Consider the following 23,849-nt stretch of genomic DNA (forward strand, 5'->3'; position numbering starts at 1 on the left):
GATTCTGTGATACAATGATGGCAGTCCATAGTGATTGCCCTCCCTCTGTAGAAGTTGTGTGGTAACTTCATTCTACCACGGGGAGAGAAATCACTATGGATTTTTTACTCAAGTGTCCAACTTGATTTTACAATCAACCCAAAAAATTTTTATAAAAAAAGAGGAAATCCTTTTTCTTTTGGGTATATCTATTTTGCCGAGACTTGAAACGCGCCGAAAGGAGGGACTCTGCCATGGCGTTTCCCCAGAGTTTTCTGGACGAAGTGATTGCCCGCAATGACATTGTGGACGTGGTCAGCGGCTATGTGCAGCTGACCCGGAAGGGCGCCAACCTGTTTGGCCTGTGTCCCTTCCACTCGGAAAAGACCGGGTCCTTCTCCGTCTCGCCGGAAAAGCAGATCTACCACTGCTTCGGCTGCAAAAAGGGCGGCGGCGTCATCAACTTCATCATGGAGGAGGAGAATCTCTCCTTCCCGGACGCCGTGCGGTTTCTTGCCAAGCGGGCCGGCATGGAGGTGCCGGAGGAGGACGGGGACCGGGACGCCGCCCGGCGGCGCCAGCGCCTGCTGGACCTGAACCGGGACGCCGCCCGCTTCTACTACCAGCTGCTGCAGCAGCCGGAGGGGGAGGCCGTCCGGGCGTATCTGGACAAGCGGAGAATCAGCCGCCCCACCGCCGTCCGCTTCGGCATGGGCGCCGCGCCGGACAGCTGGGACACCCTGCTGACCGCCATGACAAAAAAGGGCTACACCAAGTCCGAGCTGATTGCCGTGGGTCTGGCGGTTCAGGGGAAAAACGGGCGGCTGTATGACAAATTCCGCAACCGGCTGATGCTGCCGGTGGTGGACACCCGGGGAGACGTGGTGGCCTTCGGCAGCCGGGTGCTGGACAAGTCGGAGCCCAAGTATATGAACTCCCCGGAGACGCCGGTGTACTCCAAGCGCCGGGTGCTCTACGGGCTGAATCTGGCCAAGAAGTCCAAGCGGCCCAACATCATCCTCTGCGAGGGCAACCTGGACATTGTGACGCTGCACCAGGCGGGCTTTGACAACGCCGTGGCCTCCATGGGCACCGCCCTCACCACGGAGCAGATCCGGCTGCTGTCCCGGTTCACCAAGGAACTGGTGCTGTGCTATGACAACGACAACGCCGGCAAGATGGCCACGGAACGGGCGCTGCAGCTGCTCAACGATTCCGAGTTCACCGTCCGGGTGCTGCAGCTGCCCCGCCGCCTGGTGGACGGCGAGTACGTGAAGCAGGACGCCGACGATTTCATCAAATTCCAGGGGGCCGACGCCTTCGAGCGGCTGCTCACCGGCAGCGAGAACGGCGTGGAGTTCCGGATGGCCCAGGTGGCCGGGAAATATGACCTGTCGGACGATCAGTCCCGGGTGGCCTACTGCGAGGAGGTCAGCAGTCTGCTGGCCACGCTGTCCAACCCCGTGGAGCGGGAGATTTACACCACCCGGGCCGCGGAGGCCGCTAAAATCACCCCGGAGGCCATGAAGCTGGAGGTCCAGCGTGCCTTCAAGCGCCGCGTGTCCCAGGAGAAGCGGACAGAGCTGCGCCGGAGCCTGAATCCGGCAGCCCAGCTGCAGCCCAGGGAGCGGTCCCTGCGATATGACAATGTGCGCTCCGCCCGGGCGGAGGAGGGCGTTCTGCGGCTGCTGCTGCTGGATGACACCCTGTTTCCCCCCGAGGCACCGCTGACGCCGGAGCAGTTCTCCTCCCCCCTGCTGGGCCGGGTGTACAGCCTGCTGTGGCAGCGGCGGCTGGCGGGCCTGCCCCTGTCCCTGTCCGTTCTGGCCGGGGAGCTGTCTCCGGAGGAGATGAACCACATGACCGGCGTGTGTCAGCAGCCGGAAACCCTCTCCAACAGCCGTCAGGCCCTGGAGGATTACATCAGCATCATTCGCACGGAAGCCGAAAAACGGGCCGGAGGATCGGAGGGCGATCCCCTTCTGGCCGCGACGGAAAAATACAGAAAGACAAAGGGTACTGGAGGAAAGCACCATGACTGAAAGAGAACTGACCCCCGCCGAGCTGGAGCGCGAGGCCAACGCCATCCTGGCCGCGGCCGATGCCGCCGAAGTGGAGGAGGAAAAGAAGAAGCCCGCCCGGAAGAAGGGCGCCAAGGCGGAGGAGAAGCCCGCCGAGAACGTCCCCGGCCCCAACCGGCTGGATGACAAGACGGTGGCCGGCCTGCCTGCCTCCGCGCTGATCATGAACAACGAGAAGCTGCGGGAGCTGCTGGGCAAGGGCAAGAAAAAGGGCAAGCTGGACTCCGGCGAGCTGATGGAGACCCTGGACGATCTGAACCTGGAGAGCGAGCAGATGGACCAGATCTATGACTCTCTGGAGGCGCTGAACATTGACATCAGCGCCGACGAAATCCTGCTGCCGGATCTGGCCGATGACGAGCCCGCCGACAAGGAGATCGCCGACGTGGAGGAAGAGGAGCTGGTGGACCCCAACACCCTGGTGAACAGCTTCTCCATCGACGATCCCGTCCGGATGTACCTGAAGGAGATCGGCAAGGTGCCCCTGCTGTCCCCCGACGAGGAAATCGCCCTGGCCCAGGCCATGTCCGCCGGCGCGGAGGCCAACCAGAAGCTGAAGGACGAGGAGGAGCGGATTGCAGCCGGCGAGGCCCCCGCCCTGACCCCCGAGGAGACGGAGGCGCTGAAAAAGACCTACAAGAAGGGTGAGAACGCCAAGCAGAAGCTGGCGGAGGCCAACCTGCGTCTGGTGGTGTCCATCGCCAAGCGGTACGTGGGCCGGGGCATGCTGTTCCTGGACCTGATTCAGGAGGGCAACCTGGGTCTGATCAAGGCCGTGGAGAAGTTCGACTACACCAAGGGCTACAAGTTCTCCACCTACGCCACCTGGTGGATTCGCCAGGCCATCACCCGGGCCATCGCCGACCAGGCCCGTACCATCCGCATCCCCGTCCACATGGTGGAGACCATCAACAAGGTGATCCGGGTCTCCCGGCAGCTGCTGCAGGAGCTGGGCCATGACCCCTCCCCCAACGAGATCGCCGCCGAGATGAACATGCCGGTGGAAAAGGTCCGGGAGATCCTGAAGATCGCCCAGGAGCCGGTGTCCCTGGAGACCCCCATCGGCGAGGAGGAGGATTCCCACCTGGGCGACTTTATCCCCGACGAGGGCGCCTCCGAGCCCTCCGAGGCCGCCTCCTTCACGCTGCTGAAGGAGCAGCTGATGGACGTGCTGTCCACCCTGACCCCCCGGGAGGAAAAGGTGCTGAAGCTGCGCTTCGGCATTGAGGACGGCCGCACCCGCACTCTGGAGGAAGTGGGCAAGGAGTTCAACGTCACCCGGGAGCGCATCCGCCAGATCGAGGCCAAGGCCCTGCGCAAGCTGCGCCACCCCAGCCGCAGCAAAAAGCTGAAGGATTTTCTGAACTGAGAGCTGATACAAGAACACTGCCCCCGGCGGAACGCATTCCGTCGGGGGCAGTGTGGATTTTATCCGGTCCGTATCACCGGAAGCAGCGCGCCCCGCGTCTTACCGCACCAGGCAGGGCTTCTTGGGGTCGAACTTCCACCCCGGAATCAGATACTGCATTCCCGCCGCGTCATCCCGTGCGCCAAGGCAGTGCTCCCGGTAAAGGGCGTTGGCCTTCATCACCTGTTCCCGGTCCACTTCGATTCCCAGGCCGCCCTTCTTCGGCAGGTCGATACAGCCGTCGACAATGCGCATGGGCTCTCTGGTCAGCCGCTCACGCCCCTCCTGCCAGATCCAGTGGGTATCGATTCCGTTCATCTTGCCCGGAATCGCCGCCGCGCACTGCACCACCATGGCAAGGGAAATGTCGAAGTGATTGTTGGAGTGGCAGCCCCACATCATACCAAAGTCATTGCACATCTGGCCCACCCGGACAGAGCCGTTCATTGTCCAGAAATGGGGGTCCGCCAGGGGGATATCCACGCTTTTCAGGGACAGGCAGTGGCACATCTGCCGCCAGTCGGTGTTGATCATGTTGGTTGCCGTGGGCATGCCGGTTTCCCGTCTGAATTCCGCCATGATTTCCCGCCCGGAAAAACCGTCCTCGGCGCCGCAGGGGTCCTCGCAGTAGGCCAGGATTTTTTTCAGCTCCGGCGCTACCTCCAGCGCCTCTTTCAGGCTCCAGCAGCCGTTGGGGTCCAGATCAACCCGGGCGTCGGGAAAGGCCTCCTTGATGGCCGCCACGGCCTTTACCTCTTCCCGGGGCGGAAGGACGCCGCCCTTGAGCTTGAAGTCCTGAAAGCCGTACTTCTCGTGGGCCGCCCGGGCCAGCGCCACAACAGCCTCCGGCGTCAGCGCCTCCTCATGGCGCAGGCGGTACCAGTCGCAGTCACTGTCCGGCTCCTCTTCGTAGGGCAGATCGGTTTTTTTCCGGTCCCCCACATAGAACAGATAGCCCAGAAAACGGACCCGCTCTCTCTGGATGCCGTCTCCCATCAGCGCCGCGGCGGGCACCTGGAGGAACTTGCCCAGCAGGTCCAGCAGCGGGGCCTCAATCGCCGTGACCACATGCACGCCGGTCCGCAGGTCGAAGGTCTGCAGGCCCCGGACATCGTCCCGGATGTTGGCATCCAGCCAGGTGCGGACCTTGTTGAGGGTCTGCTTATAATCCGCGATGCTGGTTCCCACCACCAGATTGCTCACCGCCTCCAGCGCGGCGGTGATCTTCTCTCCGCCGGGCACCTCGCCAACGCCCTCCACGCCGTTGGAGTCCGTCAGGATGACAATGTTTCTGGTAAAGAAGGGGGCGTGGGCGCCGGACAGGTTCAGCTCCATGCAGTCGTGTCCGGCAACCGGGAACACCTCCATTTTCGCGACAGTCGGGATCATTTTCAATCTCCTTTTTATTTGTGATTTTCGGGGGCCGGCAAAACAGCGCTCCGCCTACAGAACCGCCATTCTGCCCCGGCCGTGGTCCTTCACGTGGTACAGCGCCTTGTCCGCCGCCTCGTACAGCTGGTTGAAGGTGGTCTCCGTGTCCGCGATGACCATGCCCATGGAGATGCCCGTTCCGCCCTCCACGGATTTCAGCGTGAGATTCACCTTGTCAAAAATCTGCTGGGCACGCTCCTGCAGCTGGGCGTCCGGCGTGCTCTTGTCGAAGAACAGCGCCGCGGCGAACTCATCTCCGCCCATGCGGCAGGCGCGGTCCTCCTTCCGCAGGGACATCATCAGCGTCTGCGCCGTCAGAATCAGGAACTTGTCCCCGTTGTGGTGGCCGAAGGTGTCATTATACTCCTTGAAGCGGTCCACGTCAATCATCAGCATCATGATCTTGGACTTTCCCTCCAGGATTTTCAGCTCCACATCGCTGCGGAAGGCCGCGTGGTTCAGCAGGCCCGTCAGGGAATCCCGGCGGTAGGTGCTCTCCCAGTATCTCAGCCGCACCTGGGCCTTGTTCTGCTCCGCGGCGGTGAGCATCTTCATGGAATAGGTGTGGGTGATGTCCGTGATGATGATCTCCGAGCGCTCCGCCCGGGCCGCGGAATCAAAATACATTCTGCCGCAGCACAGCACGTAAATGTCCGAGCCGTCCTTCCGCCGCAGCTTGTGCTCCTGGAACACCAGCGAGCTCTTGGCAAGACCGGCATTGGTCTGGCACAGGTATTCCATGCGGTCCTCCTCGGGAATCAGATCCGCCTGGAGCATGTGCCGCTGCCGGATCTCCTCCGCCGTGTAGCCCGTCATCTTTTCAAAATTCTCATCCACCCATATGATGTACATGGACTCATCCAGCAGATACCGGCTGTAGGGCACCAGATGGACATTCCGCTCCGTCTCCGCGGCTTCACCTCCGGCGCTGCCCGGGCGCTCCCCGGAGGCCTCCCCCGGTTCCTCCGTCAGCTCCCACTGCTCCCGGTCCTCCGGCGGGTTCTCCTTCAGGCTCCGGAGAAACTCCGACACGATATAGGGGTCAAACTGGCTGCCGGCGCACCGCTTCAGCTCCTCCATGGCTCTCGGAACCGACATGGCCTGCCGGTAGGAGCGGTTGTTGACCATGGCGTCATAGGCGTCCACCACGGCGATGACCCGGGACAGCAGGGGGATGCTCTCCCCGCTGAGGCCGTCGGGATAGCCCTTGCCGTCCCAGCGCTCGTGGTGGTGCAGGATATCCTCCGCGATTCCCTTCAGCTCCGTGTTGCTGTTGGCAATCTCATAGCCCTTTTTCGTGTGGGAGCGCAGGATTTTCCACTCCTCCTCCGACAGGTTGCCCGGCTTGTTGAGAATCTCCAGGGGGATGCCGATCTTTCCGATGTCATGCAGCAGGCACAGCAGCGCCAGATTGCTCTGCTGCACGTCCGTCAGCTCGATCCGCTTTCCCAGCTTCTCGCCCATCATCCGGGTGCGGCGCACGTGGTGCTCCGTGTCGCTGTCGCACTCCTGCAGGGCCCGGATCAGGGACGTCAGCATCTCGGAGTGGATGGATTCCCGGTCCAGCAGCTTTTTCGTCCGCATGGCCTGGGAGGCGTCATGGATGGTCTGCACAATGTCCGGCGACTCCCCGGTGTACAGGCTCACCGCGTACTGGATGTTTCCGGAAAAGCTCTCCTTCACCCGCTCCATGCACGCCTGCATCTCCGCCTCCGTGCTGTGGCTGCACAGGGCGATGAGATGGGCCTCCACGCCCCGGACGTAATAGGTGCGCCTGGGGAAGCACTGGCGCATGGTGTCTGCCAGCAGCTTGATTCTCTGGTCGCCCACGTGGTTTCCCCGGGTGCTGTTGATCACCGACAGGCTGTTGATGTCGCAGATGGCCACCGCCGTGGGACTGGGAAAGGCGGCCGCCTGGTCCCGGACCAGCACCAGGAAGCTGTCCATGTTCTGAAAGCCGGTGAGAAGGTCGGTCTCCAGCGCCGCGTCCGAAAACACAAACAGCTGCCCCAGCCGCTGATCCCGCCGGTTCCGCAGGCTGCGGATATCGCAGCGGAGGGGCCGGATCTCCCCGTCCTTTCTCACATAGCACTGCAGGGAAAAGCTGTCGTTCTCCGTCTCCGCGCTGAGGGACAGGCCGTAGCGGTTCAGGAAGCTCTTCAGCTCGGCGCACTCCTCCATCCGGATGCCGCCCAGCAGGTCATCCGCCCGCTTGTTGTGGAGGATCAGGTGGTCCTGGTAGTCAAACAGCACAATTCCCTGGCCGATGTTCTCAAAAATGCTGGTTTTCAGGCTGTTCAGCATGCCGTGGGTGGAGTATTCAAAGCAGCTCCAGTACAGCAGGAAGGCCGTCAGGCTGTAGCCGCAGATGGAGTAGTCCAGCAGGTTGTAGATGCTCAGCTCCGGCCAGTAGAGAAACACGCCGTTCACCGCCACGATGGCCACAATCCCCAGAATCACGTAGCGGTACTGGGGCCGGTATTCCCAGGGGATTCTCCGCAGCTTCCGCACCAGCAGAATCAGAATCACCGCCACCAGCGAGTAGGTAAACAGCAGGTGCATCCAGTACAGCGGCTTCATCTGGTAGCTGTACTGCGCGATGTAGGTGTCCCGCCGGACATAGTGGATGGCAATCTCGTAAAAGGGGTTGACGGCAAACACCACCGCCTCAAAGGCCGCGTAGAAAACCGCGAAGCCGATGGCCCGCTTGCCGCCCCTGGTGAACTTCCCCTTTGTGAAGTAGACGGTGAACACCAGCAGGCAGATCAGCATGATGTCGATATTCACAAAATAGACGCTGGACATGACGGAGACGCAGCGGTAATCGCTGTTGAGAATACTGACCAGATAGCTGACATCCACCACAGCCGCGCCGGCGCAGGCAAAGCCCAGATACTTGCCCATGGTATTGTGCTTCAGGATGGATTTGATGGCCAGAACCCCGTCGGCCAGGGCGATCAGAATGGAAATTTTGATGTAGATTTCCAGGAACACTGCATGCATCGAATCTCCCGCCTTTTCCGTTGGTTACACCGATCTGTCTCAAAAGCGTCTTTCAGTTACATTTATACAACATCTTCCTGAAGATAGCAATACTGTACAGAGGTAATATCTTTCCGGGGAACCGATTACGTGCAAAGAAAGCCGGAATCCGGGGCGGCGTGAGCGGCAGTCCCGTTATTTCCTCTGGCATGATGGCAGCCTGTATGGTATAATGGGAACATAAATGCTGGTGTTGGGGGGCTGAACATGGTCTATATCAGTGTCGGGGACTTCTATGAAAAGGCCGGCGCGTGCCGCATACTGACCCGGCAGGAAGAAATGGAATGCGCCAGGCAGATGAAAAACGGGGACCGGCTTGCCCGGGAAGCGCTGATCCGGAGCTATCTGCCGGCAGTGGCGCAGCATATCCGGCGGGCGCAGCCCCAGCGGCAGACCCTCGGTCTGATTCTCTATTGTGTACAGGCCCTTGAAAAAGCGGTGGATTCCTTTGACTTTTTACAGGACAGCGAGTCCTTTTCCCACAGATTGCATTGGTGGCTGAGACAGGCTACCACGGAATACATTGCGCGGTAGACTTTGGGAAAAAGCAGTCCCCGGGAGCACGGCCGTGCTCCCGGGGGCTGTTGTATTTATGTTACGGTTCCGCCGTCTCTTCCCGCTCTCCGCCTGCCAGCTGCCTCTGGCAGCGCTCCGGCAGATTCAGGGCGATCATGTGCGCCAGCGCGCCGGTCTCCTCCGCCATCAGGTCCAGTCCCAGGGCGGAGAGGAGACGCGAACAGCTTCCCTTTGCCCGCGTCTCCTCTCCCCATTTTATTTGGAGTGACAGCTTCCGCAGCTTCCGCCGCAGCAGCTGCAGTCTCCGCTGCAGTGTCCGCCGGACTTGTGGGACTTCCACATAGACCGGGCGGCCAGGGCCACCACATAGGCCAGCACCGCCAGAACAATCAAATTTCCCAGAATTTCAGGCATCGCCGCACGCTCCTGTTCTCACTTGGCAGCCGCGGCCACGGAGGTCAGATGCCGGGTGTCCTTCTCCGGCCGGTAGCCCTTGCGCAGCAGCAGGTAGAGGATGATCACCACCACTGCCGCAGCCGCCACGGTGCCGATGCCGAAGGCCACCTCGCCGGTGATCAGGCCGCCGATCTGATAGACAATCAGGGCCACCACATAGGCCCACAGGCACATGTAGCCGATGGCGCCCAGGGTCCACTTCGTGTTGTTCATCTCCCGCTTGATGGCGCCCATGGCCGCGAAGCAGGGGGCGCACAGCAGGTTGAAGATGAGGAAGCTGTAGGCGGAAACAGCGGTGTAATCCGCGGCCACCAGGGACCAGATCTCGTCGCCGGCCTCGCTGAGCTCGCCGCCGAAGTGATAGAGGATACCGAAGGTGTTGACCACTTCCTCCTTGGCCACCAGGCCGGTGACAGTGGCCACGGTGGCCCGCCAGTTGCCGAAGCCCAGAGGCACGAAGATAAAGCACAGGGCGCTGCCGATGGCGGCCAGCAGGGAGTTGTCCTGCTCCTCCACCATGCCGAAGGCGCCGCCCTCGAAGCCGAAGCCCTGGAGGAACCAGATGACGATGGAGCTCAGCAGAATGATGGTGCCGGCCCGCTTGATGAAGCTCCAGCCCCGCTCCCAGGTGGCACGCAGCACGTTGCCGGCAGAGGGCACATGGTAGGCGGGCAGCTCCATGACGAAGGGAGAAGGCTCCCCGGCGAAGGTTTTGAACTTCTTCAGCATAATGCCGGAGAGGACAATGGAGGCAATGCCGATAAAGTAGCAGGAGGTGGCAACCCAGGCGGACTCGCCGAAGATGGCGCCGGCAATCAGGCCGATGATGGGCAGCTTGGCTCCGCAGGGCATGAAGGCGGTAGTCATGATGGTCATCTTCCGGTCCCGGTCCTGCTCAATGGTCCGGGAGGCCATGATGCCGGGGACGCCGCAGCCGGTGGCCACCAGCATGGGGATGAAGCTCTTGCCGGACAGGCCGAAGCGGCGGAAAATGCGGTCCATGATGAAGGCCACGCGGGCCATGTAGCCGATGTCCTCCACAATGGCCAGCAGGAAGAACAGCACCAGCATCTGGGGCACGAAGCCCAGCACCGCGCCCACGCCGGCCACGATGCCGTCCTGGATCAGGCTGTACAGCACGCCGTCCTCGGCCACGTTCAGGGCCGCCAGAATGCCGTCCACCGCGCCGGGCACCATTTCGCCGAACAGCACATCGTTGGCCCAGTCGGTGGCCATGGTGCCGATGGAGACGGGCCAGCCGCCCATGGCGATGGCGTAGATGCAGAACATCACCACCGCGAAGATGGGCAGGGCCAGAATCCGGTTGGTGACAACCCGGTCAATCTTGTCGGAGACGGACAGGCTGCCCTTGGGGGCTTTCTTCTTCACCGCACGGGTGACCACGCTGCTGATGTAGGCGTAGCGCTGGTTGGTGATGATGCTCTCGGCGTCATCGTCCAGCTCCTTTTCGCAGTCGGCGATGTGCTCTTCCAGATGCTCCGCCAGCTCCTTGTCCAGCTGCAGATCCTCCAGCACCTTTTCGTCCCGCTCAAAGAGCTTGATGGCGTACCAGCGGAGATAGCCTTCACACACTTTTCCCTGGATGGACTCCTCAATGTGGGCCAGAGCGTGCTCCACGCTGCCGGTGAACACATGGGGCAGCTCCACCGCCTTCTTTGCCTGCGCCAGCGCAACGGCCTTTTCGGCAGCCTCCAGGCCGCCCTCGCCCTTCAGGGCGCTCATCTCCACCACCTCGCAGCCCAGGGCCGTCCCCAGCTTGGCGAGGTCGATGGTATCTCCGTTCTTCCGCACCAGGTCGATCATGTTCACCGCCACCACAACGGGCAGGCCCAGCTCGATAAGCTGAGTGGTCAGGTACAGGTTCCGCTCAATGTTGGTGCCGTCCACAATATTCAGAATGGCGTCGGGCTTTTCATTCACCAGGTAGCTCCGGGCCACCACTTCCTCCAGGGTGTAGGGGGACAGGGAGTAGATGCCGGGCAGGTCCTGAATGATCACATCCTTGTGGCCCTTCAGCTTGCCCTCCTTCTTCTCAACGGTAACGCCGGGCCAGTTGCCCACGTACTGGTTGGAGCCGGTGAGGGCATTGAACAGCGTCGTTTTGCCGCAGTTGGGATTTCCCGCCAGCGCAATCTTGAGTTCCATTGGGATTCTCCTTTCAAATGTTAGTACTGACTAACTTATGTGCTGAATCAAAGGCGGCCTCTCACCGCCCCGATATTTGCCTTCCCGCAATCAATTTGAAATCATTTTTCCGGCGACATGCGCGGCGGAAAAATACATTGACCCAGCCGCCCTGGGCGGCGTCCACCAGTGACCGACGTCACTGGTGGGGGGGATCTACTGCGCAGCCGCCAGCAGCTTTGCTGCTTTACGGATGCGGCGTACCCCTTGCGGGTAAAGGGGGGATGAAATCCCCTCTTTAAGAGATTTCGATCATCTCCGCGTCCGCCTTACGGACGCTCAGCTCATAGCCCCGGACATTCAGCTCCATGGGGTCTCCCAGCGGCGCCACCTTGCGGACAAAAATCTCCACGCCCTTGGTAATGCCCATGTCCATGATGCGGCGCTTCACCGGACCCTCTCCGTGGAGCTTCACCACGGTGACGGTCTCGCCCACCTTCACGTCCTTCAGTGTTTTCATATTCGCTCTCCTCCTGTCTGAATTTCGTTTCACGGCCCGCGTCCCCACGGACGCCGCGCAAGCCCTGATTCCGCGCCGGAATCAGGGTACTGTCTCAAATCATAATGCGGTTTGCCATGGTCCGGTCCAGCGCGATCCGGCTGTCCCGCACCTGCAGAATCAGGTTTCCGGCGATCTCGCTCACCACCGTCACGTCGCTGTCCACCACGAAGCCCAGCTCCGCCAGGTGCTGGCGCACTTCGTCCTTCCCCGTGATTTTGCGGATGGTGACAGTCTCTCCTGTTTTGGCCATCGTCAGCGGCATCATACCATCGCTCCCCTGTAGTTAGTTTGATCTAACTTTTCCTCAAAAAGTTTGGTTAGCATCTGCTAACCTGGAAATCGGGTTCAGTTTAACACCGCTAACCGCCACTGTCAAGAGCCTTTTCCGGAAAATCCGCAAATTTGGTTAGTTTTTACTAACCAATGGGAAAATTTCCTCTCTGCCGGGCGCCCGCCCTCCGGAATCTGCACAAATCCCCCGGCGCAAAAAGCCCCCGGGCCCTGCGGCCCGGAGGCTTTTGGTTTTCAGACTGTCCGGAGGCCTCTCACGGTTCCGGCCCGGCAGGGGCCGCGCCCTGAATCTCCAGCAGCTCCACCGCCGCCTGTCCCCGCTCCGTCAGGGCCATGCTGCCCCGGCAGGGATAGGCGCCGTAGGCGGCGTAGTCAAAATTCACCAGCGGCAGGTCGTAATCCACCCGGATGAGCCGTTTCAGCTGCAGGCCGACGATGGCGCCGCTGAAGTCCGTCTCCTCCTCCAGGTACACCGGCGTCTCGGAGTCCCACCGCCGGGCCACCGGCAGAAAGGGAATCTGGGCAAACCGGCCCAGCAGCTCCACCTCCCGCTCCGTCAGCTCCAGCGCACCGCCTCCGCAGCCGCCGCAGCTTCCGCAATCATGTCCGCAGCCCATTCCCGCTGTCCTCCTCTGTCAGATCCTCCACGAAAACCTTCATCTGCCCGCCGCAGACCATGCCTTCCTCCTCCGCCACATCGTTGCTCAGATCCACGGTGACGCACCGGCTCTCTCCGGAGCCGATGAGGCGGCAGGCCTCCAGCAGCACGGCGTTTTCGCCGCAGCCGCCGCCGATGGTTCCGGCGGTCCGGAAGGCCCGGTCCACCGCCATCATGGCGCCGGACTTCACCGGCGTGGAGCCGCTGGTCTCAATCACCGTCAGCAGCGCCTTGGGGGCCGGGTCCTCCGCCAGGAAGCGCAGCAGCGGCAGGTCCACGTTGTCCGTCACCAGGGCAGCGGCCCTGGACCGCCGGGGCGTCTCCTGCCGGCGGCACTGCACCAGCTCCGCCGCGATGGAGATGCCGATCTCCTGCACCGTCAGGGCGCCGATGGGCAGGCCGATGGGGGCGTGAACCGCCTCCAGCAGCTCCCGGGAATAGCCCTCCTCTTCCAGCAGCCGGAACAGCCCCGCCACCCGGCGCCGGGAGCCGATCATCCCCAGATACCGGGGGAAGGGGCCGGTCAGAATGGTCCGCAGGCAGTCGGCATCATACCGGTGGCCCCGGGTGATCACCGCCACATAGTCCCGCTCGCAGATGGACAGCTGCCGCAAGGCGGCGGCGAAATCCTCACACACCACCTCCGCCGCCTCGGGAAACCGCAGGGTGTTGGCAAAGGAGGGGCGGTCATCCACCACCGTCACCGCAAAGCCCAGGTCGGCGGCGTACCGGCACAGGGGTTGGGCCACATGGCCGCCGCCCAGCAGGATCAGCCGTTCCCGGGGATGGAAGCTGCGGAGATAGACCGTCTTCTCCGCGGCGAAGGTCCGGAAGGCCGGTTCCCCCCGGCTGACAGCCCGGTATACTTCCTGAAACCACGGTTCCATGACAGCCATTCCTCCGTTCTCATCATACTGATTTGATAGGTTGATCCTACCACACCATCCGCCCGGCTGTCAACCGCCGGGCAAAGCAGAGGCGCCGCCCGGAATGGGCGGCGCCTCCTTGTCTCTGCTGAATTTCCGGTGCCGCGGGCATCCTCAGTCTGCCTCCCGGCATCGTTTTTATGCGCCTGCCGGTTTACTGGGCCAGGGAGGCCGCGATGGCGTCGGCCAGGGCCTCCAGGTCCGGCAGATTCTGCTCCTGGAGGGAGGAGGCCAGCGTCATGCCGTCGTCCAGAATGTTCATGTTCTTTAGCTTCTCCAGCTCCTCCCGCATCAGCGCGCCGGACCGGGGCGCCCAGGAGCCGTTCTCCACCAGCGCCACGGTGCGCTTCTGGAGGTTCAGGGCTTTCATGTCCGCCAGGAAGTTGTGCATGGGCGGGAAGATGCCCAGGTTGTAGGTGACGGAGGCCAGCACCAGGTGGCTGTACCTGAACAGGTCGGAGATCAGGTAGCTGACGTGGGTGCTGGACACGTCGTACAGCCGGGTGTTCAGAATGCCCCGGTCCGCCAGCTTCGAGGCCAGCGCCTCGGCGGCGTTCTCCGTGTTGCCGTACATGGAGGCGTAGACGATCATGACGCCCTTCTCCTCCGGCTCATAGCTGCTCCAGTGGAGGTACTTATCCACGATGTAGCCGATGTCCTTCCGCCACACGGGACCGTGGAGGGGGCAGATGTACCTGATATTGTCCAGTCCGATCTTGTCGGCGGCCTTTTTCAGCAGCGCCTGCACCTGGGGGCCGTACTTGCCCACGATGTTGGTGTAGTACCGGCGGGCATCGTCCAGCCACTCCCCGTCAAAGTCAAACTCGTCGGCAAACAGCTTGCCGTCCAGGGAGCGGAAGGAACCGAAGGCATCGGCGGAGAACAGGACGCCGTTGGTGGTGTCGAAGGTCACCATGGCCTCGGGCCAGTGGACCATGGGCGCCGCCGCGAAGGTGACGGTGTGCTTTCCGAAGGTCCGGGTGTCCCCCTCCCGCACCTCCTCCGTCTGCCCGGCGGACAGGGGATAGCCGAACTGGTGCAGCAGGATGACGGCCTTGGGGGTGGTGATGATCTTCACCTTCGGCCAGCGCAGCAGAATCTCCTGAATGGAGGCGGCGTGGTCCGGCTCCACGTGGTTGATCACCAGGTAGTCCAGGGGGCGGCCGTTCAGCACGTGCTGCACGTTCTCAATGAACTGCCGGCCCACAGCCCAGTCTGCCGTGTCAAACAGGACGGTCTTCTCGTCCAGCAGCACGTAGGCGTTGTAGCTGACGCCGTGATACAGGGGGTGAATATTCTCAAACAGGGCCAGACGGCGGTCATTGCCGCCCACCCAGAACAGATCGTCAGTGACTTTCCGAACGTTAAACATAGCAAATTCCTCCTAATCCAGCCGCTTTACACGTCAATTTCAATGAACTGGTCCGCCGGCTCGCCGCAGTGGGGGCAGACCCAGCCTTCCGGCAGGTCCTTGAAGGCGGTGCCGGGCTTCACGTCGTTCTCCGGATCGCCCACCAGCAGGTCATACTCATGGCCGCAGCCGTTGCAGATGTACAGCTTCCGGGGCGGCGTGGTCTTCTTGGGCACGGCCCGCTTCATCTTCTTCATGGGCGGGGCGGGCAGCTTCTCGCCGGTGTCCAGCGCCGCGGCGAGCAGCGGCAGGATCTCCAGCACGTCGCCCACGATGCCGTAGTCGCAGTTCTTGAAAATCCGGGCGTTGGGGTCCTTGTTGATGGCCACGATGGTGGAGGCGTCCTTGATGCCCTTCAGGTGCTGGCCCGCGCCGGAGATGCCGCAGGCGATGTACAGATTGCCCTTGAACTTCTGGCCGGACATGCCCACGTAGCGGTTCAGCGGCACGTACTGCAGCGTCTCCGCCACGGGACGGCTGGAGCCGATGGCCGCGCCGGCGGCCCGGGCCAGGTCCTCGATGAGCCTCATGTTCTTCTTCTCGCCGATGCCCTTGCCGGCGCTGACCACCCGCTCCGCCTGGGCGATGGGGGTGTCCATGGGAATGCCCACGGTGAAATCGTGGCCGTCCTTTTTCAGCGCCGCCACCAGGGTGTCCACCCGCTCCTGGGCGGAGCCGTCCTTGAGAATCAGCTTTTTGCGCTCGCCGGTCTCCGCGCCCCGCTTCTGGGCCGGGGCCGCCTCGGCCTTCCCCGCCTTGCCCAGAATATGGGAGGCGATGACCACCCGCTGAATCTCGTTGGTGCCCTCGTAGATGGTGGTGATCTTGGCGTCCCGGTAGAACCGCTCCACCTCCATGCCCTTCAGGAAGCCGCTGCCGCCGAAGATCTGGAGGGCATCATTGGTAACCTCCAGGGCGATGTCGGAGGCGTACTGCTTGGCCATGGCGGACTCCATGCCGTAGGGGACGTGGGCCTGCTTCAGGTCCGCGGCGCTGTACACCAGCAGCCGGGCGCAGCGGAGCTTGGTGGCCATGTCGGCGATCTTGAAGGCGATGGCCTGCTGCTGGCAGATGGGCCGGCCGAACTGAATGCGCTCCTTGGAGTACTCCACGGCGGCCTCGTAGGCTCCCTGGGCGATGCCCAGCGCCTGGGCCGCGATGCCGATGCGCCCGCCGTCCAGGGTGGCCATGGCGATCTTGAAGCCCTGGCCCTCCTTGCCCAGCAGGTTCTCCTTAGGCACCTTCACGTTGTTGAACAGCAGCTGGCAGGTGGCGGAGGACCGGATGCCCATCTTGTCATAGTGGTCGCCGAAGGTGAAGCCCTCCCAGCCCTTTTCCACAATGAAGGCGGAGATGCCCCGGGTGCCGATGTCCGGCGTGGTGACGGCAAAGACCACGTAGGTGTCCGCCTCGCCGCCGTTTGTGATGAAGATTTTCTCACCGTTGAGCAGGTAATGGTCCCCCATGTCCTCGGCAGTGGTCTCGGTGCCGCCGGCATCGGAACCGGCGTTGGGCTCCGTCAGGCCGAAAGCGCCGATCTTCCTGCCGCTGCACAGGTCCGGCAGGTACTTGCGCTTCTGCTCCTCCGTGCCGAACTGGGCGATGGGGAAGGTGCCCAGAGAGGTGTGGGCCGACAGGATCACACCGGCGCCGCCGTCCACCCGGGCCAGCTCCTCCACGGCGATGGCGTAGCTCAGCACGTCCAGTCCCGCGCCGCCGTACTCCGGGTCATAGGGGATGCCCATCAGGCCCAGCTCCCCCAGCTTCTTCACCGCTTCCGAAGGAAAACGGTTTTCCTGATCCAGCATAAACGCAATGGGTTTGATTTCCGTCTCCGCGAATTCCCGAACCTTTGCCCGCAGAGCCTCATGGGCTTCCGTCGTTTGATACAGCATTGCTTCCGCTCCTCCTTTTTACTGTTTGCGATTTCAGAAATGGCTGCTTCTTTACTGATTCCATTTTACGATATCCCTCTACCACATATCAGTTGCTTCCGCAACACTTATTCATTTTTTCACCATATACTGTCAAAACTTTCAAAATATTTTTATTTATTTTTAACAAATGAAAAACCGGCCCGCAGGCCGGTTCCTCCCTTCTTACGCCATGGCCAGCAGGCGGGCGCTCTCCACCTCTGCCAGCGCCGCCACGCCGTCCCAGTCCGTATAGGGGTCATACAGCACCGCCAGGGCCTCCCCGGTGAGCCGGGCCTCCACCAGGGAGTCGGCCGCGTCCCGGCGCAGCTGCCCGGCCATGCGGCGGCAGAACCGCAGCCGGCCCCGGTTCTCCGGACGGAGCATGGCGTCCAGCCGGACGCGGCGGCCCCGCTTCTCCCCGTCCGCCGTCGTCAGGACTCCCAGACCCAGCCCGGGAATCAGCAGATGCTCCATCCGCGCCGGGTCCTCCGCTGCCATGCAGGCCACGGTGTTCCAGCCCCGCTCCGCCGCGGCCGACCGCAGCGCCTCCAGCAGGCTGCTCCCCAGGCCGAAGCTGTCCTCCAGCTCCAGCCGCTTGGGGCAGATGGCCTCCGCTGTGTCCCGGCACACCACGAAACCCCGACCGGTGAGGGTTCCCAGAAACCGCCGGTCCGTCCTTCCCGCCTCGCTTCCCCGGCACCGCAGCTCCCGGCGCAGGAGGCCCGCCGTCCGCCGGGCCAGCCGCTCCCGGTCCAGGACTGCCTCCGCGGCGGCCCGGGCCTCCAGGTCCAGCTGCCCAGCGGCTTTCAGGCTGTGGAAGGCCCGGACCTCCGCCGCCCGCTTCCGGTCCGTCAGGCGGATGATCTCCTCCCGGGCGGCTGCGGCGGCAGTCAGGTCCGCAAACCGCCACAGATCCACCGTCCGCTGCACCGCGCCGGGGTACACCGGCTCCAGACAGCGGGGCGGCCTGCCGTCCACCAGGGCGCAGCCCAGCTCCGGCAGCGCCAGCCCCTCCCAGCGCTCCGGGTCCTCCGGACTGAGAAACACCTCTGTCCGCACCCCGACCGCCTGCAGCCGCCGGCCCGCTAGGCGGAGAAACACCGGCACCTCCGTCCCCGGCCCGCCTTTCAGAATCAGCAGGTCCCGCAGCGTCCGGTCCTCCGTCAGCTGGCTGTACAGGTGGTGATAACCGCCGCCGCTGTTGGCGGCAAGAAAGAATTCCATTGTTCCACTCATGCGCATTCCCTCCGTTCTCACCACCAAACTATGCAAAGCTCCCCTGTCCGGTCCCGGTTTTTTCGGTTTCCGAAAAAAACCGGCGCAGCCGTTGGCTGCGCCGGTTCCGGTGATCAGGTGCGGTGTTCAGTCGTCATCGTCGTGATCGTCGTCGGGGTCATCATGGTCATCATGGTCTTTTTCCTTGTTCTTTTCCTTGCTCCCGCCGTGGTCCGCCTCTGCCTCCAGAATGGTGCCGTCGCCGCTGACGGTGTACTCGTACTCCACGCCGTTGGCGGTGAACTCCACCTCGTACTCCACCGCGCCGTCATGGATATCCCGCTCCACCTTCAGGTCTGTCACCGCGGATTCCTTCACGCCCGCGTGGCTCAGCGCTGCGCTCTTGGCTTTCTCCCCGCCGATGTCCGTGCCGGCGGAGGCGGTCTGCTTATCGGAGGACTTTACTTTCCGCTCCGCATCCAGGATGGTGCCGTCGCCGCTGACGGTGTATTCGTACTCCACACCGCCGGCGGTGAACTCCACCTCGTACTCCACCGCGCCGTTGTGCACGTCCCGCTCCACCTTCAGGTCTGTCACCGCGGATTCCTTCACGCCCGCGTGGCTCAGCGCCGTGCTCTTGGCTACCTCCCCACCGATGTCCGTGCCGGCGGAGGGCGCCGCCGTGCTCTGTCCCGCGGTCTGCGGCACATCGGCCCGGCCGCCGAGCACCTTGCCGGTGTAGGCGTCCACCTTGTACTCAAACCACCCGAAGAGGGTGTTCAGCTTCACCACATAATGGGCGGGCGTCTTCCCCAGCTCCGGATACACCTCCGACTGGACGCCGGCCGTCTCCTGAACGCCGGCAAACGCCTTCGCCGCCGTCTCCGCCGCCGCCTTGCCGATGGGCACGGCAGGCGCCCCGGCAGCCGCCAGCGCCTTCAGCTCCTCCACCGACAGGGCGGCCAGATCTTCAAACGCCAGCCCGCTGTTCTGCGCCGCGACCCGCTCCACCAGGGCGGCCTTTCCGGCGGAGATGCCGCACTCCTCCGCCTGCTGCTGCAGCTGTTCATCGGCGTCCACGGTCTGGGCCAGCACGGCGGCGCCGGCGGACTGGCTCTGCAAAGCCTGGTCCACCGCCTCCTCCAGCTCCTGCCGGAGCCGATCCGCCCGCTCCCGGTCCTGATCCTCCACAGAAATCAGGATGGCGGAGGAGACGCTCTCCAGATAGCCGTGGCGCACCAGGGCGCCCACAATGGCGTTCACCGCCACATCCAGCTTGGCTCCCTCCAGGTCCTCGCCCTCCGCCATCTCCGCCAGCACAGTCCGGGCGTCCTCGTTGAGGGCCCTGCAGGCCAGCACCTTTTCCTTCCGGTTCACCTGCAGCTCAATGCTGGGGTTCACATCCAGGGACACCACCGAGGACACCACCCGGTCCTGACGGTATCCGGCAGCCAGGGTGCCGCCGCCCACCAGCATCACCGCCAGACAGGCGGCAATCATTTTCCGGGCCGCTGACCCGTAATTCACTTTCTTCATGGGGATCACAGTTCCTTTCCGCGTTTCACAGCGGGAGAGGACCCCCTCCAGGTCGTCCGGGGCCGTGTGAGACACGGCGTCGGCCAGCTTCCGCTCCAGTTCCCGATCCGTCACAGGGTGTCATCTCCTTCCAGCTTGCTTCTCAGTTTTTTCAGAGCTCTGTGGTATTTTGACAGGACTGTGGCCAGGGGCAACTCCAGCAGCCCGGCAATCTCCCGGTGCTTCAGCCCCGCCGCCGCATGGAGCAGCACCACCTGCCGCTCCGTGTCCGACAGGGCGGCCAGGGCGCCCTGCAGCACCTGCCGGTCCTCCGGCGTGACGGCGGAAGCGTCGGCGGGGATGGCCAGCCACTCTCCCTCCCCCAGCTCCACGTACCGCCCGGCCTGCCGCAGCTTCATGCGGCTCTCGTTCCGGGCGATGGTCAGCAGCCACGCCATGGGCGAGCCCTGAGGGCGGTACTGGGGCGCCCGCTCCCACACCCGGACGAACACGTCCTGGGTCACGTCCTGGGCGTCGCAGGCATTGCGCAGGATGGACAGCGCCAGCGCGTATACCGCCGCCCGGGTACGGCAGTACAGCCGGGCCAGCGCCTCCCGGTCTCCGGCGGCAATGCCGGAGAGCAGGGCCTCCAGTTCCCCCTGTTCAGTTTTCAGCAGCATGTTGATCAGCATGGCTTTTTTCTCCTGTCAACTGAGAAATGCAGAACTCCCCCGGTTTATTGCATCCGCGGAAATTTTTTTGATCCGCCCCGGCATGCGGCCCGGAGAAAGGAAAAAGCAGCCCCGCAGGAGCAGGGCTGCTTGCAACGGTGTTTACAGGAACGTACGGTTGGCCTTGGGGGCGGTGAAATTCTGCTCCAGCATGGCCACGTGGGACAAAAACGCGGCGTCGTCAAAGGACTTGGCACCGGCGGGACAGCCCCGGACGCAGGCCTGGCACTTGATGCACACGCCGGGGACGCTGGACACGTCGGCGGCGTCAATGGACCCCACGGGGCACAGCTTCACGCAGGTGCCGCAGCGGGTGCACTTTTCCATGTCCGTCACCGGCTTGGCCTTCAGGAACTTGGCGGGCTGGCCGTCCACCCCCTTGGGGACGTAGTAGGGCGCCGCCGCGTCGCCCTCCACCGTCACGGCAGCGGGGACGGTCTCCGCAGCGCGCACCTTGTCCGCGATTTCCGCGGCAAAGGCAGCGATCTCCGCCAGATCACCGGCGTTGGGACGGCCGGGGGCCATAACGTCGGTAAAGGCGTGGCGGCAGACGAAGGCGCCGCCGGCCACCGTGCGGAAGCCGTCGGCCTCCAACGTGGCACAAAGCTCCGCCAGGGAGTTGTCAAAGCTGCGGTTGCCGAAGGTCACGGCGGCCACCGCCAGGGCGCCGCCTCCCGCCAGCTTCGTCTGGAAGTCCGGCAGAATCTTGTTGGGCAGCTTTCCGGCGTAGGTGGGGCTTCCCACCACCACCAGGTCGCCCTCGCCGAAGCTGTACGTCTGCTGCCGGGCCGCCGGCGGCGTGAAATCCACCGTCTTTTTAGGGCAGTCCAGCGCTTTGGCCAGCTCCTCCGCCAGATGCTCCGTCACCTGCCGGGTGGCACCGGCGGCGCTCCAGTACACGGACCAAACCTGCTTCACGTTCATCTGTCACTCTCCCTTTCTCTTATCAGATGGAAAAATCCTTTTCCCTGAGATGGCCGGTATCCAGCACCGCCGGACGGGGCGGCGTCCGCTTCAGCGGATTGTAGCGGAACCGGCGGCAATGGCCCTCCACCGGCATAACCCCCTGCTTCACGCACATGACCTCCCGCTCGTTGAGCCGGGAGCCGTGCTCACAGTAGGCGCACCGGGGGTCCATATCCTTGCGGAACAGTTTCATAGCGTTTCTCCCTCTCTCCCGGTATTTCCGGTATTACAGGGCGTCAATGGCCACCGCGCCCTCCCGGGCGGCGGCCCGCACCTGGGTCACCGGAGTGTCATAGCTGTCGATGATGCGGGTGGCCAGCGGGTCCTCCAGCTCCTTCTGAATGGTGCGCCGCAGGTTGCGGGCGCCGTAGGTGATGGAGTAAGACTTCTCCGTCAGCCAGTCCACCAGACTGTCCTCGTAGGTAAAGGCGATGCCCTTTTCCTTCAGGGAATCCCGCAGCTCGTCCAGCATAATGCGGGCGATGACCCGGAAATTCTCCTCCGTCAGCCGGTTGAAGCAGATGACCTCGTCCACCCGGTTGATGAACTCCGGACGGAGGAAGCCCTCCAGGGCCTTCATGGCCTTCTCCCTGTCCTGCTGGCTCACCGTGCGGCCGAAGCCCACAGTGCCGCCCTCTTTGGTGCCGCTGCCGGCGTTGGAGGTCATGACGATGATGGTGTTCTCGAAGTTCACCTTCCGGCCGTGGGCGTCGGTGATCTCGCCGTCGTCCAGAATCTGCAGCAGCACGTTCAGCACGTCGGGGTGGGCCTTTTCGATCTCGTCGAAGAGGATGACGGCGTAGGGCTTGCGGCGGATTTTCTCCGTCAGCTGGCCCGCCTCATCATAGCCCACATAGCCCGGCGGGGAGCCCACGATGCGGGAGACGGAGTGCTTCTCCATGAACTCCGACATATCCAGCCGGATCAGGGAATCCGGGGTGTTGAACAGGTCCGTGGCCAGCTGCTTCACCAGCTCCGTCTTGCCCACGCCGGTGGAGCCTACGAAAATGAAGCTGACGGGCTTGTGCTTGGGGCTGATGCCCACCCGGTTCCGCCGCACGGCGGCGGACACGGCGGCAATGGCCTCGTCCTGGCCCACAATGTGCCGCTTCAGCCGCTGCTCCAGCTGGCTCAGCCGCTGGAACTCCTGCTCCCGGATGCGGGCGGCGGGAATCTTGGTCCACAGCTCAATGACGTGGGCCAGGTTCTCCATGGTCAGCTGGGGGTCGCCCTTTTCCAGCAGGGCGCTGAGCTCCGTGTTCAGCTGCATCTCCCGGCTCTTGATCATGGCCATGCGCTCGTAGTCCATCTCGCCGCCCTCGGCGGAGGCCTTCTCCTCCAGCATGGTCCGCTCCTTGGCGTAGTCGTCCAGCTCCCGCTGAATCTCCATGCGCCGGGAAATGCCCTTGTCCTTCAGGTTCAGGTCGGAGCAGGCCTCGTCAATCAGATCGATAGCCTTGTCCGGCAGGAAGCGGTCGGTGATGTACCGTTCGCTGAGCAGCACCGCCTGACGGATGATGCCGTCGGAGATTTTCACGCCGTGGTACTGCTCGTACCGGGGGGCCAGGCCCTTGAGAATCTCCACCGAGTCGGCGATGGAGGGCTCGTTCACCGTCACCGGCTGGAAGCGCCGCTCCAGGGCGGTGTCCTTCTCGATGAACTTCCGGTACTCGTTGAAGGTGGTGGCGCCGATGACCTGAATCTCGCCCCGGGACAGGGCGGGCTTCAGAATGTTGGCGGCGTTCATGCTGCCCTCGGCGTCGCCGGCGCCGGCGATGTTGTGAATCTCGTCGATCATGAGGATGATGTTGCCCAGCTTCTTCACCTCGTCGATAAGTCCCTTCATGCGGCTCTCAAACTGGCCCCGGAACTGGGTGCCCGCCACCAGGGCGGTGAGGTCCAGCAGATAGACCTCCTTGTCCCGCAGCTTGTAGGGCACCTCCCCCCTGACGATGCGCTGGGCCAGTCCCTCGGCGATGGCGGTTTTGCCCACGCCGGGCTCGCCAATGAGGCAGGGGTTGTTCTTCTGGCGGCGGTTGAGAATCTGGATCACCCGCTCAATCTCCTGCTCCCGGCCGATTACCGGGTCCAGCTTCCCCTCCCGGGCACGGCCCGTCAGATTCTGGCAGTAGTTCTCCAGATACTTCCGCTTGTTGTTCTTCTCCCCCTTGCGGTCCTTCTCCCGCTCCCCCCGGGGGGAGCCGGAGGTCTCGTCGCCGCCGCGGGGGGCCTCGCCGCTGTTGAACAGCCTGTTCAGGAAGGGGAAGGTAGCCGTCTTTCCCTCTTCCTCGTCCTCCCCGTCCGTGTCGCCGCCGGGCAGGTCCTCCACGTTCTCCACGCCGTCGAAGGCCTGGAGCATCTCGTGGCTGAGGTTTTCCAGGTCCTCGTCGGAAATGCCCATGCGCTTCATCATCTCATCCACCTGGGGCAGGCCCAGGTCCTTGGCGCACTTCAGGCAGAGGCCCTCGTTGACAGGCTTCCCGCTTTCGTCCAGCCGGGAAATAAACACCACGGCGACATTTTTCTTGCATCTTGAACAAAGTGTAGGCTGCATGGTATACCTCCAGAATATCGACGGGGCCCTGAGCCTTTCAGGCCCG

General features: G+C 63.2%; 19 protein-coding genes. 3 read left to right on the top strand and 16 right to left on the bottom strand.

Features of this window, described 5'->3' with window-relative positions; translation table 11 throughout:
• The first annotated feature begins 233 nt into the window (after positions 1 to 233).
• Both dnaG and rpoD read left to right on the top strand, forming a co-directional pair.
• The gene (gene dnaG, locus SOX55_RS09480; protein ID WP_325287204.1) at positions 234 to 2,021 is read left to right on the top strand and encodes a DNA primase; all 1,788 of its coding nucleotides are present in this window, start codon (positions 234 to 236) and stop codon (positions 2,019 to 2,021) included.
• A 202-nt stretch (positions 2,022 to 2,223) separates the two neighbouring features.
• Entirely contained in the window at positions 2,224 to 3,429 is a 1,206-nt protein-coding gene (rpoD, locus tag SOX55_RS09485) for an RNA polymerase sigma factor RpoD (protein WP_325287230.1), read from the top strand.
• A 99-nt stretch (positions 3,430 to 3,528) separates the two neighbouring features.
• On the opposite strand, the gene SOX55_RS09490 is transcribed toward rpoD, so the two are convergent.
• Entirely contained in the window at positions 3,529 to 4,857 is a 1,329-nt protein-coding gene (locus SOX55_RS09490; protein ID WP_325287205.1) for an enolase C-terminal domain-like protein, read from the bottom strand.
• Positions 4,858 to 4,911: 54 nt separating this feature from the next.
• The gene (locus tag SOX55_RS09495; RefSeq protein WP_325287206.1) at positions 4,912 to 7,902 is read right to left on the bottom strand and encodes a diguanylate cyclase domain-containing protein; all 2,991 of its coding nucleotides are present in this window, start codon (positions 7,900 to 7,902) and stop codon (positions 4,912 to 4,914) included.
• 246 nt (positions 7,903 to 8,148) lie between these two features.
• Here SOX55_RS09495 and SOX55_RS09500 point away from each other — a divergent pair, with 246 nt between their 5' ends.
• Complete coding sequence (locus SOX55_RS09500; protein ID WP_325287207.1) at positions 8,149 to 8,475, top strand: hypothetical protein; 327 nt, start codon at positions 8,149 to 8,151, stop codon at positions 8,473 to 8,475.
• Positions 8,476 to 8,712: 237 nt separating this feature from the next.
• On the opposite strand, the gene SOX55_RS09505 is transcribed toward SOX55_RS09500, so the two are convergent.
• The 14 genes from SOX55_RS09505 to SOX55_RS09570 all read right to left on the bottom strand — a co-directional run bounded on the left by SOX55_RS09505 (position 8,713) and on the right by SOX55_RS09570 (position 23,803).
• The gene (locus SOX55_RS09505) at positions 8,713 to 8,871 is read right to left on the bottom strand and encodes a FeoB-associated Cys-rich membrane protein (RefSeq protein ID WP_325287208.1); all 159 of its coding nucleotides are present in this window, start codon (positions 8,869 to 8,871) and stop codon (positions 8,713 to 8,715) included.
• Positions 8,872 to 8,889: 18 nt separating this feature from the next.
• Positions 8,890 to 11,079: a ferrous iron transport protein B gene (feoB, locus tag SOX55_RS09510; protein WP_325287209.1), complete on the bottom strand. Its 2,190-nt coding sequence runs from the start codon at positions 11,077 to 11,079 to the stop codon at positions 8,890 to 8,892.
• Between the two features lie 277 nt (positions 11,080 to 11,356).
• Entirely contained in the window at positions 11,357 to 11,578 is a 222-nt protein-coding gene (locus tag SOX55_RS09515; protein ID WP_325287210.1) for a FeoA family protein, read from the bottom strand.
• Positions 11,579 to 11,672: 94 nt separating this feature from the next.
• Positions 11,673 to 11,885: a FeoA family protein gene (locus SOX55_RS09520; RefSeq protein WP_325287211.1), complete on the bottom strand. Its 213-nt coding sequence runs from the start codon at positions 11,883 to 11,885 to the stop codon at positions 11,673 to 11,675.
• A 280-nt stretch (positions 11,886 to 12,165) separates the two neighbouring features.
• Positions 12,166 to 12,528: a hypothetical protein gene (locus SOX55_RS09525; RefSeq protein WP_325287212.1), complete on the bottom strand. Its 363-nt coding sequence runs from the start codon at positions 12,526 to 12,528 to the stop codon at positions 12,166 to 12,168.
• Positions 12,512 to 13,456, bottom strand: coding sequence for an XdhC/CoxI family protein (locus SOX55_RS09530; RefSeq protein WP_325287213.1), 945 nt, complete (start codon positions 13,454 to 13,456; stop codon positions 12,512 to 12,514). The genes SOX55_RS09525 and SOX55_RS09530 overlap by 17 nt, the downstream gene beginning before the upstream one ends.
• Before the next feature lie 193 nt (positions 13,457 to 13,649).
• Positions 13,650 to 14,867, bottom strand: coding sequence for an FprA family A-type flavoprotein (locus tag SOX55_RS09535; RefSeq protein WP_325287214.1), 1,218 nt, complete (start codon positions 14,865 to 14,867; stop codon positions 13,650 to 13,652).
• A gap of 26 nt (positions 14,868 to 14,893) precedes the next feature.
• A complete protein-coding gene (locus SOX55_RS09540; protein WP_325287215.1) occupies positions 14,894 to 16,801 on the bottom strand; it encodes an acyl-CoA dehydrogenase family protein in 1,908 nt (635 codons plus the stop codon).
• Positions 16,802 to 17,005: 204 nt separating this feature from the next.
• On the bottom strand, positions 17,006 to 18,058 hold the full coding sequence (locus tag SOX55_RS09545; protein ID WP_325287216.1) for a hypothetical protein: 1,053 nt from the start codon (positions 18,056 to 18,058) through the stop codon (positions 17,006 to 17,008).
• 126 nt (positions 18,059 to 18,184) lie between these two features.
• On the bottom strand, positions 18,185 to 19,687 hold the full coding sequence (locus SOX55_RS09550) for a PepSY domain-containing protein (protein WP_325287217.1): 1,503 nt from the start codon (positions 19,685 to 19,687) through the stop codon (positions 18,185 to 18,187).
• A complete protein-coding gene (locus SOX55_RS09555) occupies positions 19,684 to 20,244 on the bottom strand; it encodes an RNA polymerase sigma factor (protein WP_325287218.1) in 561 nt (186 codons plus the stop codon). The genes SOX55_RS09550 and SOX55_RS09555 overlap by 4 nt, the downstream gene beginning before the upstream one ends.
• Before the next feature lie 141 nt (positions 20,245 to 20,385).
• A complete protein-coding gene (locus SOX55_RS09560) occupies positions 20,386 to 21,207 on the bottom strand; it encodes a 4Fe-4S binding protein (protein WP_325287219.1) in 822 nt (273 codons plus the stop codon).
• Between the two features lie 22 nt (positions 21,208 to 21,229).
• Positions 21,230 to 21,442, bottom strand: a complete 213-nt coding sequence (locus tag SOX55_RS09565) for a hypothetical protein (RefSeq protein ID WP_325287220.1) — start codon at positions 21,440 to 21,442, stop codon at positions 21,230 to 21,232.
• A 33-nt stretch (positions 21,443 to 21,475) separates the two neighbouring features.
• Positions 21,476 to 23,803 carry an ATP-dependent Clp protease ATP-binding subunit gene (locus tag SOX55_RS09570; protein WP_325287221.1) on the bottom strand — a complete coding sequence of 776 codons (2,328 nt, stop codon included), beginning with the start codon at positions 23,801 to 23,803 and terminating at the stop codon, positions 21,476 to 21,478.
• Positions 23,804 to 23,849 lie beyond the last annotated feature (46 nt).

Origin of the sequence: Dysosmobacter sp. (genome assembly GCF_034093755.1) — a bacterium.
In the GTDB taxonomy this organism is placed as follows: Bacteria; Bacillota; Clostridia; order Oscillospirales; family Oscillospiraceae; genus Oscillibacter.

What these genes read in the sequence shown, in the direction of transcription:
- SOX55_RS09545 (WP_325287216.1), bottom strand. Translation starts at nt 18,058, where the DNA reads ATGAGTGGAACAATGGAATTCTTTCTTGCCGCCAACAGCGGCGGCGGT.
- SOX55_RS09535 (WP_325287214.1), bottom strand. Translation starts at nt 14,867, where the DNA reads ATGTTTAACGTTCGGAAAGTCACTGACGATCTGTTCTGGGTGGGCGGC.
- SOX55_RS09525 (WP_325287212.1), bottom strand. Translation starts at nt 12,528, where the DNA reads ATGGGCTGCGGACATGATTGCGGAAGCTGCGGCGGCTGCGGAGGCGGT.
- SOX55_RS09540 (WP_325287215.1), bottom strand. Translation starts at nt 16,801, where the DNA reads ATGCTGTATCAAACGACGGAAGCCCATGAGGCTCTGCGGGCAAAGGTT.
- SOX55_RS09515 (WP_325287210.1), bottom strand. Translation starts at nt 11,578, where the DNA reads ATGAAAACACTGAAGGACGTGAAGGTGGGCGAGACCGTCACCGTGGTG.
- SOX55_RS09505 (WP_325287208.1), bottom strand. Translation starts at nt 8,871, where the DNA reads ATGCCTGAAATTCTGGGAAATTTGATTGTTCTGGCGGTGCTGGCCTAT.
- feoB (WP_325287209.1), bottom strand. Translation starts at nt 11,079, where the DNA reads ATGGAACTCAAGATTGCGCTGGCGGGAAATCCCAACTGCGGCAAAACG.
- rpoD (WP_325287230.1), top strand. Translation starts at nt 2,224, where the DNA reads ATGAACAACGAGAAGCTGCGGGAGCTGCTGGGCAAGGGCAAGAAAAAG.
- SOX55_RS09570 (WP_325287221.1), bottom strand. Translation starts at nt 23,803, where the DNA reads ATGCAGCCTACACTTTGTTCAAGATGCAAGAAAAATGTCGCCGTGGTG.
- SOX55_RS09530 (WP_325287213.1), bottom strand. Translation starts at nt 13,456, where the DNA reads ATGGAACCGTGGTTTCAGGAAGTATACCGGGCTGTCAGCCGGGGGGAA.
- dnaG (WP_325287204.1), top strand. Translation starts at nt 234, where the DNA reads ATGGCGTTTCCCCAGAGTTTTCTGGACGAAGTGATTGCCCGCAATGAC.
- SOX55_RS09560 (WP_325287219.1), bottom strand. Translation starts at nt 21,207, where the DNA reads ATGAACGTGAAGCAGGTTTGGTCCGTGTACTGGAGCGCCGCCGGTGCC.
- SOX55_RS09520 (WP_325287211.1), bottom strand. Translation starts at nt 11,885, where the DNA reads ATGATGCCGCTGACGATGGCCAAAACAGGAGAGACTGTCACCATCCGC.
- SOX55_RS09555 (WP_325287218.1), bottom strand. Translation starts at nt 20,244, where the DNA reads ATGCTGATCAACATGCTGCTGAAAACTGAACAGGGGGAACTGGAGGCC.
- SOX55_RS09500 (WP_325287207.1), top strand. Translation starts at nt 8,149, where the DNA reads ATGGTCTATATCAGTGTCGGGGACTTCTATGAAAAGGCCGGCGCGTGC.
- SOX55_RS09490 (WP_325287205.1), bottom strand. Translation starts at nt 4,857, where the DNA reads ATGATCCCGACTGTCGCGAAAATGGAGGTGTTCCCGGTTGCCGGACAC.
- SOX55_RS09565 (WP_325287220.1), bottom strand. Translation starts at nt 21,442, where the DNA reads ATGAAACTGTTCCGCAAGGATATGGACCCCCGGTGCGCCTACTGTGAG.
- SOX55_RS09495 (WP_325287206.1), bottom strand. Translation starts at nt 7,902, where the DNA reads ATGCATGCAGTGTTCCTGGAAATCTACATCAAAATTTCCATTCTGATC.